Origin of the sequence: Oryzibacillus soli (assembly GCF_051594765.1) — a bacterium.
Classification (GTDB): Bacteria; Bacillota; Bacilli; order Paenibacillales; family NBRC-103111; genus Paenibacillus_AR.
Genome location: NZ_JBPPGJ010000011.1, coordinates 26,722 through 39,664, shown reverse-complemented (window position 1 = coordinate 39,664; position 12,943 = coordinate 26,722). Strand labels below are relative to the sequence as shown.

The 12,943-nt window shown below is 63.7% G+C and carries 6 protein-coding genes; 4 read left to right on the top strand and 2 right to left on the bottom strand.

Annotation, left to right across the window (positions count from 1 at the left end; genetic code table 11):
* Positions 1-162 precede the first annotated feature (162 nt).
* Together ACSEXW_RS16065 and ACSEXW_RS16060 are read right to left on the bottom strand one after the other, a co-directional pair.
* On the bottom strand, positions 163-2,448 hold the full coding sequence (locus ACSEXW_RS16065) for an LTA synthase family protein (RefSeq protein WP_438447184.1): 2,286 nt from the start codon (positions 2,446-2,448) through the stop codon (positions 163-165).
* A 563-nt stretch (positions 2,449-3,011) separates the two neighbouring features.
* On the bottom strand, positions 3,012-5,369 hold the full coding sequence (locus ACSEXW_RS16060; protein WP_438447183.1) for an ATP-binding response regulator: 2,358 nt from the start codon (positions 5,367-5,369) through the stop codon (positions 3,012-3,014).
* A 144-nt stretch (positions 5,370-5,513) separates the two neighbouring features.
* On the opposite strand from ACSEXW_RS16060, the gene ACSEXW_RS16055 reads away from it, so the two are divergent.
* The 4 genes from ACSEXW_RS16055 to ACSEXW_RS16040 all read left to right on the top strand — a co-directional run bounded on the left by ACSEXW_RS16055 (position 5,514) and on the right by ACSEXW_RS16040 (position 12,914).
* Positions 5,514-9,356, top strand: coding sequence for an RCC1 domain-containing protein (locus tag ACSEXW_RS16055; RefSeq protein ID WP_438447182.1), 3,843 nt, complete (start codon positions 5,514-5,516; stop codon positions 9,354-9,356).
* A 168-nt stretch (positions 9,357-9,524) separates the two neighbouring features.
* Complete coding sequence (locus ACSEXW_RS16050; protein ID WP_438447181.1) at positions 9,525-10,496, top strand: AAA family ATPase; 972 nt, start codon at positions 9,525-9,527, stop codon at positions 10,494-10,496.
* 5 nt (positions 10,497-10,501) lie between these two features.
* Positions 10,502-11,602: a DUF58 domain-containing protein gene (locus ACSEXW_RS16045; RefSeq protein ID WP_438447180.1), complete on the top strand. Its 1,101-nt coding sequence runs from the start codon at positions 10,502-10,504 to the stop codon at positions 11,600-11,602.
* Positions 11,589-12,914, top strand: coding sequence for a DUF4129 domain-containing protein (locus ACSEXW_RS16040; RefSeq protein ID WP_438447179.1), 1,326 nt, complete (start codon positions 11,589-11,591; stop codon positions 12,912-12,914). Before ACSEXW_RS16045 ends, ACSEXW_RS16040 begins: the two co-directional genes overlap by 14 nt.
* Positions 12,915-12,943 lie beyond the last annotated feature (29 nt).

Below are 12,943 nucleotides of genomic sequence, written 5' to 3'. Positions count from 1 at the left end.
GCGGGCGCGGAGCCGGATGCAGGCGCACCAGCGGCAAAAATGCTGCAGATTCAGGCCGCCTCCCGCCCCCAGCACAAACCAGCGGCAGAAAAGCCGTCGGTTGCTAACGCAGAACGGAGCCTAATCGCTTAGGCTCCGTTCTCTTTACCGCATCCCGGCCGGTTACGGCGTTTTTGCCGCGGCCGGCGGCGGGATCTCGTCCAGGACCAGCTTGGCGGACTGGACGATGGCCGTGCCCTTCAGGTCCATGGTGCGGACCTGGAGGGTCCACGGCAGAGCGGGCTGCGCCGCGCCGTCCGGCAGCCAGGCGGTGAGCTTGCCAGCCTCCCAGGAGGTGGTCTGAAGCTTGCGGCCGTTCAACCAGACCGTGCTCTCAGAGCTGAACGGCCCGCCGTAGACGTCGATCCGGCCCTTGGGTCCGCTCTCCGCTCGGGTCAACTCCGGGTTACCGTAGCCCAAGGTGTACCGGTCAGCGGCGATGCGGTGGGCGATGCCTGCTTCCTGGTAGCCGGTCTGATTGCCGAACAGGATGTCATACTGGAACCGCTTATAGTCGGCCAAGAGCGACTCATCCATCGGGTGCTGCTTGCGGAAGGGACGGATGGGGATAATCGGCTGCTTCTGATACAGGCCGTACAGATAGTCGGTGTAATAAGTGCCCGGCTTACCGGTGTAGTGCAGCAGATAAGGACCCAGGAAGCTGGCATTCATCCGAAGCTCTTCCCGCGGGCGCCCCGTGGTGTTATCCCAGAGCACAAATGGGGTGTAGTGCATCTTCTCCATAAACTGTGGATCATCATTGCCCGTAATGTATCCGGCGTCCTTGAAGCCGTAGTAATTGCTGCCGAAGGCGGGCAGATGGTCCCCGAAGCAGAGGATCACCGTCGGCTCGCCGCTTCGCTCGTAATGCTCCACCAGCGTCTGGAAGGCCTTGTCGAAGGCCAGCTCCCCAGTGGCGTAATTCTCCAGCATGTTCTTCGTCTTGGCTGAGACGGAACCGCTGACGGTAATAGGGTGGTCATAGAACTTATCCTCATAGCTGCCGTGGTTCTCCATCGTGTTGGCGAAGATGAAGTCCGGTCCCGGAGTACCGTCGGCGGACTCGATGATCTTGGACATCACCTGGGCGTCCTCATAGTTGGGGCCGTGGAACTTAGGCTCGAAGAACTCGCTGCTGATGAAGCGCGAGAAGCCCATGTTCCGGTAGGCGTTCCGGCTGTTGAAGAACCAGTTGAAGAACGGGTTGATGGCCGTTGTGGCGTAGCCTTGGCGGGCGAAGATGGAGGCCAGGGAATCCACGTTCCGGTTCAGGTAGTTGATGTACGCAATGGAATTGTTCGGTATAAAACGCACCGAGTTGCCCGTCAGCACCTCGAACTCCACATTAGCCGTCGTCCCGCCGAATTGGGGCGTGAGCATCCAGCCGCCGGTGGTCCGCTGCATCAGGGAGCGGAAGAAGGGCAGGGGATCCGAGCTGAAGCTGACGTTCTTCATGAGTGTCGGATCCCAAAAGGTCTCGGACAGCAGCACGATGACGTTGGGCTGATCCTTGGTACCACCCCTTGCACCTGTGGTTTGGCTGTTGCCCGGGCTTCCTCCGGCCGCGGCTTTGTCCGTTGCTGCCGGCGCTACACTCCCGGACGCCTGATTCGTGAAGGAGGCCGGCGTCACGGCAGATCCGAACGCCTCCCCGCCCGTCGCCTGTTGCTGCCCCTCCAGCTCCCGTACCAGCTTGCGGATGCCGATGCTGCCGCTGCCGGCGGGCTTCTCCGGAAGGACGAAGTCCAGCGCGTCGAAGGCGGCGACCAGGATGCCGTTGCGGTTGCAATTGTACACCTGCTCGTAGCGGACCGGGGTGATCCGGAAGTCGTCCCAGAAGGCGATGGGACTGTTCAGGTAGACGGAGCCGAGCAGGAATAGTCCGGCTCCCGCATAGACCAGGCGCTCCCTCCACCCAAGCCGGACGGATGGAAGGAGCACGGCTCCGGCCACGGTGCCGGCCGCCGCCGCGGCCACCCACAGCAGGTTGCGGGTTAGGGGGGAATTCAGGGAGCGGACCGTATCTGTTCCAGTCTGGGGAAGGAAGAGGTCCCAGATATAGAGCGGCGCCCCGGTCAGATTGGCCTTCATTCCGCTTAGGAAGCCGAGCGCGCCGAACAGGCCGAACAGAACGGCATAAGACCGGCGGGTTCTTCCGGCGAACCCGGTGACGACCAGGGTCAGGAACAGCGCGATCCAGTAATTGAGCCAGAATTCATTGGGGTAATCGATCATCCATTGATAGGTTTCCGCGAAGGAGGTCCTGCTCAAGGCCTCCAGCATGAGAACCAGCACGAGGGGGGCTGCCGGCAGGTGGATGCGCTTCCAAAGGAAGCGTACCAGCTGGGTGGCACCGCCTGGGCGTGGAACGGAAACGGGTGTATTCGAACGCATTATCGTACGCAGCATGGGGTTGTCTCCATCGCTCAAGATTGATAAAGAGTAAGGTAGGTCCAGCCCCCATTATACCGCGTTCGGAGCGGGTTGGCACCCGAGTCTTTGGCGCTGGTGCCATTTTCCGAGCCGCGAGAGGGCTGAAGGCCACCAGTGGCCTATAATCGCGCCCGGCGCGCCGTGAGCGCCGCTTCAGGCAGCCTGAAGGCCACCCATGGCCTTCAATTCCGGGAAAGCGAGCCGCGAGAGGGCTGAAGGCCACCAGTGGCCTAAAATCGCGCCCGGCGCGCCGTGAGCGCCGCTTCAGGCATCCTGAAGGCCACCCATGGCCTTCATCGCCGGGAAAGCGCGTCGCGAGAGGGCTGAAGGCCACCAGTGGCCTATAATCGCGCCCAGCGCACCGCGAGCGCAGCATCATCCAGCCTGAAGGCCACCAGTGGCCTATAATCGTTATCGCGTCGCATCCAGTGCGACGCGAGCATCGCATCGGGCGGCCTGAAGACCGCCAGCGGCCTATAATCGCGCCCGACGCATTCCCGCTCTGCCTAGCCCATGTGCTCCACCCGCCTGTACGTCCCTTATTCCTCCTGCTCCCCCTTCAGCCGGATCCGGCTGAACTCTTCTCCGCGGTCGATCTCGCCGATCTCCAAGCCCTGCTGATGGAGCAGCTCGATAATGGCCCTCTCGTCGTAGGAGGGAACCAGAAGATGGCTGCGGCGGGATTCCTCCCGGAGCTCCTCCACCAGCTTCAACAGATGGCTCACCGTGTAAGGCTTGCGCAGATAGAGCTCGTTGCCGTCCGGTGTGTAATCGGCGGGCTTGGACGAGACAGTGGTGATGACCAGGGAGGTGTCCCGGTAATGCGGGTGGCTCTTCAGCTTCCGGATGAAGGCCCACCCGTCCAGCCGTCCCTCCAGCTGCAGGTCCACCAGCCACAGCCAAGGCTGCTCCCCTGTCCGCTCGAGTACGAACAGAGCCTCTTCGGCGCTGGTGAAGCGGACGAGCTCGCCGTGCTGGTCGCAGAGCGCCTCCGACAGGAGCTTGCTCTGTCCCTCGTCATCCTCGAGGGCGGCCAGCTTGCCGGCCAGAACGGGCAGCCGGTACAGGGGCAGGCGCAGTACGAACGCCGTTCCCTCGCCGGGCTTGGATTCCACGTGGATCGCGCCCTTATGCGCGTCCATGATCTCCTTGACGATGGTCAGGCCGAGGCCCGTGCCTTTGATCTTGCGGTGGACTGCGCCGTCCACCCGGTAGAATTTCTTGAACAGATGGGGCAGACTGGCCTCCGGAATCCCGAGACCGTAGTCCCGGATGCGGATGACCGCCTTGCCGTCCTCCTCGAGGACGGAGAGATCCACATGCTTGGCCCCGGGGGAGTACTTGATGGCGTTGCTGACCAGGTTGTGCAGCACCTGCATCAGGCGGTCCGGGTCCGCGACGGCATATACCGGCTGCCCCGGCAGCTCCAGCCGGAGGACGTGACCCTCCTTGCCCTGCCACTGCTCGGTAATGGTCTCCAGCTGGGCGCCCAGGTCCGCCGGCTGAAACGCGTATTCCTGCTTGCCCGACTCGATCCGCTGGATGTCGAGGAAGTCGTTTATGAGGTTGGACAGCCGATTGGCTTCGTTGTAGACGGTCTGCAGGTACTTGGTCCGCTTGTCCGGCGCGACCTCGCGCATCATCATGATCTCGGTAAAGCCCAGGATGGAGGCCATGGGGGTCCGCAGCTCATGGGACACGATGCTGATGAAATCGTTCTTCATCTGGCTCAAGCGTTCTTCCTCCGTACGGTTCCGGAAGACGAACAGGTAGCCCAAGGGAGACTTGTCCCTCCCGTCCGTCACGTGTCCGGCGTACAGCTCATAGTAGAGGGCGCCGGCTCCGCTTCCGGAGGGAGCGATCTCCACATATTCGTCGATCTGCTCCAGGCGGCCCGCGAGCAGCTCCTCCACCAGCTGAAGCACCGGCTTGCCCTTCCGGGACGCCGGCTTCAGCTTCAGCGCGAGCAGGAAATCGGCGATCTCCTGCCCCTTCGCCAGCCGACCCGGGAAGAACACGTCGCTCTGCCGGTTCGTGAAGATGACCCGTCCCTTCAGGTCCGTCATGATGATGCCTTCGTGGCTGGTATGAAGAATCCGGTTCAAGACGGGGTAAAGCAGCGTTTCTTCATAGACGTTGCCGAGGGATTCCGCCCCGCCGCCGGGGCGCACGACAGCGAACCCCAGCACGACGAAGGCGGCGGCGGAGACGGCATGGGCGAACCACCACATGGCGTTCCAAGGAGAGCTCAAGATGAAGGCCAGCGACGTCTCGGCGAAGAACACCTGCGCGATGAGATGATAGCGCCACAGAGGGGAGCGCTGCCGCAGCAGCGCCAGGCGGGTGATGCCCAGAATCGAGACGGCCAGGGAGAGGCCCTCGATAAGCTTGATGCGGAACACACTCAAGTACCCGCCGTCAAAAGCGAGCCCCGCCAGCACCGCGGCGGCTGCAAAAAGGCACAGGTGCCTCGTCCACCACCAGGGGCCGGCGGGACGCGCCTCGGGAGCGGCGCGGCTCAAGAGCTGCTGCAGGCCGATATAGACATAGAGATACATGACGAGGCGGGAAACCGGCCCGTAGATGACGAACAGCAGCAGGTGGTCGTGGGCCATTCCCGTGAAGAAGCCGTGGAAGGCGTAGAGGAAGGCGAAGCCCAGATAGCCGAGCGAGATGTACCGGAGGGACCGGTCCAGCTCCCGGCGGTAGGAGCGGTAGGCGGCATAGCCCAGCAGGGCGGACAGCCCCACGGCAGTCAGGATCAAGCCCCCGTGGGTGCCGGTGTACGGGAAGGTCCGGGCAGAGTCCGTCACCAGCTCCAAAAAACCGATGCCCAAGGCCGGGAGAAGCAGAAGCAAGAGTCCGGCCGTTCTTTTGTACGCGATTGAGAAATCCATCGCCGTCTCACCTCCATCGGCAGCTAGTAAAGTGTGGTGTATGTTACACATTATACAAAACAGATGACCCCTTATGTAGAATTTAGTAGAATAAAAGAATAATAGTCAATAGATACAAAGTCCAAATAAGAACGGGGGATAGGGATGGGGAAATGGTTTCAAAAGGCGGCGGCCGGGCTTATGACCGCGGCCGTGGCCGCGGTGCTGTGGTACGCCGTACCGGCCCGGGCGGCGGATATCCTGGACCCGGCCAACGGCACGGGGACGGATTACTACAAGCTGGTAGCGGCGCCGGAGCATACGGCGGCCATCAAGACGGACGGAACGGTCTGGACCTGGGGGGACAATACCAACGGAAAGCTGGGTTATCCCTACAGCGGACGGGTACCCCGGCAGGTTCAGCTGCCGGCCGGCGTGGCGGCCCAGGACATTGCAGCCGGCTGGTATCATACGGTCATCGCCTCGCAGGACGGCGATGTGTGGGTCTGGGGGCCGCCGGGAGAGCCCGGAACGGATGAAGCCCCGGCTATGGGAACCCCCTACCGGATCAAGACGGGAGCCGGCAGCTACCTGAGCCGGATCGTGAGTGTGGCCTCCGGCTCCTACCATTCCTTGGCTCTGGACGAGGATGGGAACGTATGGGCCTGGGGGCGCAACAATCATGGGGAGCTGGGAGTAGGCGACAACATCTACCCGCAGTTTGCGGTGCAGGTGCTGAAGCCGGACCAGACCCCTCTGACGAACATCAAGGAAATTCAGGCCGGGGCACACTACTCCTTGGCGTTGGGCTATGACGGCCTCGTCTACACCTGGGGAGCGCCGGGGGACGGTCAGCTGGGCCGCCCGGCGGCCGATACCTCTTACGCCGTCGCCGTCCCCGGGCTGGAAGGCATCAGCCGGCTGTACGCCGGAGGCCCTGACGCCGAAGCCAGCTTCGCCGTCGCCTCCTCGGTGACGGATACGGTCTATGCCTGGGGCTATAACAGCAACGGACAGCTGGGGACGGGAGGAACCGGAACGGTCTACACCCCTGCCGTGGTGCCGATGCCCGAGGATGCCCAGGTCGTGGCGCTGTCCGTAGGCATGTATCATACGACGGCTCTGGTCCGGACCTCCGTCTACGGGACCAGCCTATATGGAACCGGGGACATCTCCTACGGGCAGCTCGGCTGCTTTTACGACGACCATAAGGACTGGTGCCCCTCCAATTTGTACAGCTTCACGCGGAATCCCGAGCTGACAGGGCTTGTGGGACTAAGCGGAGGCAGCTATCAGACCTTCGCGCTCCGGGAGGACGGGAAGGTTTACGGCTCCGGCAGAAACTACAGCTACCAATTGGGAACGGGCAAATCCGAATACCGGGTATACCAGCCAACACCGGTGCTGCCGCTCTCGTCCACGGAAGGGCGGGGTTATCTGTCGGGAGTCATCCGGGATATCCGAACCGGCCTGCCGCTGGAGGGCGTTCAAGTGACCGTCCGAGTCTTCGGCAGCGAAAACGGCAGTCCGTTTACGGCAGTAACGGGACCGGACGGAAGCTACGGCTTCACCGGGCTCTATCCCGGTGTTCATACGATCGATGTCCGGTATGACGGCTACGAGGACCGCAACGAAGGCATGCTCTTCTCCGGACGAACCGTGGACACCGCCAAAATCCATACCCGCGACTATTACCTGACTCCGCAGTCCGATCCTCGGCCCGTCTTCTCCGACACCGATCTGGAAGCCGGCATGATCTCGGGGCAGGTAACCTGGAGCTATGCAGGGAGGAGCTTCGAGATCTGGTACGTGAGACCGGACGGAACCCCGGTGGAGAAGCTGACAACGACAGATGCTTCACAGACGGAGCTCGAAATCATCGGAACCATTCCGGACGAGGCAACGGGTATCCGGTTCTTCGCCGACGGGACCGGTACGGGCGGGTGGATTCCCTTCATCGACGCATCCATTCCCGGATTAGCCGGTAATTATGCCCGGGCTGTCGATCTGGCGCCGGACCCGGAGACGATCCGGCCGCTCCTGACCTGGTATCCGGCGTCCGAGGAGCGGCAGATCGCCGGCTACCGCATCTTCGGCTATTACAATGAAGACGTGGGGACCCTTCTGCCGAATGACCCAAGGAGCTTTTTCGGCAGCGCTTCGAACGGTTTGACGGAGGGTCTCTCCTTCCTCTTCAATCAGATTGGCGAAGTGCCCGTCCATTCTGGCGGCGGGTATACGTTCACGGGGCCGGAGCTCGGCAAAAGCGATTACGCGGTGCTGTTCGTGATCCCGGTGGATGCCTACGGGCGGTATGACCCCCACTTTGCCAGGGATTGGCGTATTGTGTACGCATCGAACAATACGTCGGCTTCGTCAGGCACGCCGGGTGCGCCCGTCAACACGGACTTAGCGTCTCCCGTTGATGTAGTGTTTGCGGATATCGATCCTGCGGGCACGGTGGGAGGCACGGTATTGTGGGAGGCAGGCGGAAGCAATGACTACGAGTATGCCGTCTATGCCGTTGCCGGCACGGAGAGGCTCCGGAAGCTGGGGCAGATCTACAACGGGCACCTCTTCGATCTGCCGGAGGGCACCGGGCTTCCGTACGGAACGACCGGCATCAGCGTCGTAGCCGTGTATGACGGAGTGGAATCCCCCATCGGCAGTCTGAATACCGCTCCGCTGCTGCAAGCGGATTCGCAGCTGTCTGCCCCCGCTTCCGTTACGTTCTCGGATACCCACCCGGAGGCAGGCAAAATCAGCGGCCTCCTCGGCTGGAGCCCTTCGGGAAGCGTTGGCGTCACCGGCTACGAGCTCTATCTGCTGGATGCCTGGCGGCAGCCCTTGGCGAGGCTGGCGGTGGTTCCTGCAACAGATGCCCAATACGCCTTGACGGAGCTGACACTGCCTGCCGGAACCAAGTATCTGGGCGTGTCCCCCGTATCGGGCTCCGGACGCGGACAAATGGGCTTGCTGATCCTTCAGGACCATACGGGCGATACCCACGAGTCGTATCTGGACTTCTGGGATTCGGATCCGGATGCGGGTGAAATCGGAGGGTACGCCGAATGGAACAGCCCGGTGGTAACAGGAGCCGCGGGTTACGGCCTGTTCTTCCTGGACCGGACCGGTGTAATTCTCGGCGATGCAGTGGCGGCGGTTGGGACGCCGGGGGAAATCTTCGAGATCCCCGATGACACCGCCGTTCCGGAGGGAGCCCTTCAGCTTGGGGTCGCCGCCATGGGCGATTTCGGCAAGAGGCTCTTGGTATCCGCCGTCCTGAAGGACCGGTTGAACTTCCATTTCGCGGACCAGGATCTGCGCCGGGGCTGGGTGAGCGGCCAGGTGGCCTGGTCTGCCGTTGAGACGCCTTATGCGCCGGACGGATACGTCCTGTTCTTCCTGGATGCGAATCAGAAAGTGCTCGGGAACGTGCTGTCCGCGGTTGCGGAGATGGGGAAAGCCTTCTCGCTCCCCCGGGATACGAAGGTTCCCGAAGGAGCGGTGGAGCTGGGTATCGCCGCCAACAATCGCGGGGCTTACAGCCTATTCCTGCACAGGATCTTCCGGGATGAGCACGCCGGCCTCTATGTGCTGGATGCGGATTACGGACAGGGAACCCTCGGAGGCAGGGCCGTCTGGTATACGACCCAGACGGCGGTCCCGGCGGGAGGCTACGGCCTGTATGCCTTGGACGGGGCCGGCAATCCGGCGGGAGCGGCCTTGGCCCATACCGATGTGCTCGGTGGAGAGCTGAACGTTCCCTCGGGCACCCCGGTCTCCGGAACCCTCCGCCTCGGTGTTGCGGCTGAGCATACCGGAGGACCGGCGGTTCTGGCATCCGCAGAAGCAGCGGATCTGTGGTTGTCCCATGATCCCGACCCGACGCAGTTGGATGTGGAGGATCTGATGGCCATGGCTGCCGGCGGGAGCTTGTCCGACCCGGCTCTGATCCGTCTGATCCTGAACCATGTTACCCCCCGATGGATTCCTGCCGTTCCTTGACGGCAGGCGTGAAACGTCCCGGCCCTGGAAGGGCCCGGGGCGTTTTTTTGCTGGATTACCGGGGATGGCGGATGTGGTATGATGGGGACATGGGTTGGAAAAAACATACATCGGCGGTTGTCTCCGGGTCCGAAGCGGATGCGGGGAGCGCCGGGGGAGGCGTGCGGCTTGGAGCTGTCGGAGATTTATGACTTGGGGCGCAGGGTGCGGGAGAACGTCAAGAAGGTGATTGTAGGGAAGGATGAGGTCATAGACCAGCTGCTGACGGCGATGCTGGCTTCCGGTCATGTCCTCTTGGAGGATGTGCCCGGTACGGGCAAAACGCTGCTGGCCAAAGCCTTGGCTCGTTCGCTCAACACGGAGTTCGCCAGGGTGCAGTTCACCCCGGATCTGCTTCCTACGGATGTTAGCGGGGTGAATATCTATGACATGAAGCGGTCGGAGTTCGAATTCCGTCCGGGGCCGGTGTTTACCCACGTGCTGCTGGCCGATGAGATCAACCGGGCTACTCCGCGGACCCAATCGGTGCTGCTGGAATGTATGGAGGAGCGCCAGGTGACCATCGACGGGGTGACCCGGAGGCTGGAGCAGCCCTTCCTCGTCATCGCGACGCAGAACCCGCTGGAGAACCAGGGAACGTTCCCGCTGCCGGAGGCACAGCTGGACCGGTTTATGCTGAAGGTGGCCATGGGCTACCCGGATAGCGCCGAGAGTGTGGAGATTCTGAAGCGCTTCCGGGCAGAGGACCCGCTGGAGACGCTGCGCCCGGTCGCGGAGGCGGCGGAGATTCGGGCCGCCCAGGCTTCCTATACGAAGGTGACCGTGGATGATGACCTGTACGCCTATATCGTAGCCTTGGCGGAGGAGACCCGGCGGGATCCGGAGCTGCTGGGCGGGGTGAGCCCGAGAGGCTGCCTGTCCATGCTTCGGGCGGCCCAAGCCCGGGCGGTGCTGGCGGGGCGCGGGTACGTATCGCCGGATGACATCAAGGCGCTGGCCGTGCCAGTATGGGCCCACCGCGTGCTGCCGGCCCGCAGAGGCGGAGCCTTCGAGCGGGTGGCTGAGAAGGCGGTGCTCCGCATCGTGAACGCCGTTCCCGTGCCGACGGAAGCGCCGGCAGCCCTGCAGGGCCGGGGGTAAGCGGCATGAGCCTATCCTTATTGGTCCTTGCCGCTCTGGCGGCATTGTATCTTCAAGGCCAATGGTACAAGAGGCGGGGATTGGCCCGGCTGTCCTACGAGCGCCGGTTCGACCGGGCGTTCTGCTATGAGGGCGACGAGGTGGAGATGCTGGAGCGGATCGCCAATGACAAGGCCACGCCTCTGCCGTGGCTCCGTCTGGAGGCGCTTCTGTCGTCGGGCCTCCAGTTTGTCCGGCAGGACAATCTGAGCATCGCCTCGGGGGACCGGCTGCAGAACCACCGGAGTCTTTTTGCGCTGCGGGGGTATACGGAGATCGTGCGCCGCCACAAGGTCCACTGCGTCCGCCGGGGATGCTACGATCTGGACACGGTCACCATGAGCTGCGGCGATTTGTTCGGCATCGCCCAATCCGTCCGGACGCAGCGTGTGGAATCGCGGCTTCTGGTCTACCCCCGGGCGGCCGCGATTCAGGAGCTGCCCCTGCCTTGGCGGGGCTGGCAGGGGGAGTATGCGGTCCGGCGGTGGACCGTGGAGGACCCGTTCTTGACCCAAGGCATCCGGGAGTACCGGGCGGGGGACCCGCTGCGCTCCATCCATTGGAAGGCCGTCTCCCGCACCCGGGAGCTTCAGGTCCGGGAGATGGGGTATACGGCGGACCGGAGGATCATGGTGCTCCTGAATGTTGCCGTGCGAGAGGATATGTGGGGGGATGTAACCGATGAGCCTCTCGTCGAATGGGGAATCCGCTGTGTGCTGACCCTCTTGGACCGGGGGCTGGCGGACGGGATGCCCATGGGCTTCGGCAGCAACGCCTATTCCGTGGATGAGCCCGGCCGCCGTGTCCGCATTCCTCCGGCATCGGGCAATCTGCAGATGAAGGTGCTGCTGGACACGCTGGCTAAGCTCCAGCTGGTTCAAGCGGTGAACTTCTACGAGGTGCTGCGTCTGGAGGAGGAAGAGCAGGGGGATCCGGCCGATTATGTGATCATCACCGCCTTCGTCAATGAGAAGCTGCGGGAGCGGGTCCGGGCCCTGGAGGAGCGGGGGCACCGGGTGGAGCTGCTGCCGCTGGAGCAGGAGGTGGCGCGCCATGAAGCCGTATGAGGGTCCCGGATGGAAGGCTCGTTGGAGACGGGGAGCGATTGCCGTAACCAATGGGTGGCTGGAGCTGTTCACCGCCTCTCCCATTCTGGTCCTCGTCGTCGGCTTCTGGATGGGGGACGATCCTACGGGTTGGCTGTGGATCGCAGGTCTTGCGGGCTATACACTCTGGTCGGCTGCCATCGCCTCGGCCCGGTACCTGCGGTGGACCGGGGTGCTGGTGGTCTGCAATACGGCCGCCATCCTGGGATGGGCCTGGCTGCTGCACGGACTCAGCGTCAAAGCGCTGCTCTCGGCGCTGTTCGGCATTGCGGCGGCGGTAAGGGCCACCCAGGTAGCGAGGTACGGAGATGCGGTCCGGATGCCGCCGTTCGTGCTGTGGATGGGACTGGGCGCTTGTGCGCCGTCCATCTTCCTGGTCCACCGTTCCCTGCAGCTGGACGGCTTCGGAGACGGGCTTCAATGGATCGGGATCGGCTTGTTCCTGGCCGCCGTGTTCCTCTCCAACGGATCGGCTCTGAAGGACGCCACCTACGGAGGGCGCCACGTGTCCGCTTACGGCGCCAAGATGCGCCGGTTCAACCGGCTCCTGGTCACAGGCTTCGCACTGACGGTGGCTGCCGTATCGTTCTGGGGGCTTATCGATGCCGCCGCACGGTGGGTGGGCCGGCAGCTGGCCCGGCTCCTGGGGGCGCTGCTGCCCGATGAGGGGCCGCCGCCGGAGGTCAAGCCGTCGGCCACTCCCCAGCCCCAGGGACAGGAGCAGATGCTGCCGCCCGGCGGCAAGCCTGCGTGGATCTGGGTGGTGCTGGAGCGGATTCTGATGGTGGCCTTCATCCTGGCGGCGGCGGTCTTGGCGGTGTACCTGCTCCGTCTCGTGATCCGCCGGCTGCCGGGCTGGCTGCGGGCCGCCGGGGCGTGGCTCGCCAAGTACCGGAGAGGGCAGCCGGAACCGGAGGACGCGGGCTACGTGGACGAGGTCTCCTCCACCCGGGACGGGCGGCGGGATATCGGCCCCTGGGCGCGGCTGAAGCGGATCCTGCGGCCGGAGCCCGGGATCCGCTGGGAGGACCTGCGGACCAACGGGGAGCGGATCCGCTACCTGTACGCCCAGGCCGTGCGCCGCTCTGTGAAGGCCGGGCTCCGCTGGCGGGCCCAGTGGACGCCGTCGGAGACGGCGGCGGAGGCGGCCAAGGCCCAGGCAGGGTCGCCCTTGGCTGCCGGCCTGAGCGAAGCCTATGAGCGGGCCCGCTATGGAGCTGCCGAGCCCGACGATGCCGAGACCGCCCGCTGGAAGCGGCAGGTGGAGGGCTAGCGGCAGACAGCACGAAGACGCCTGTATAC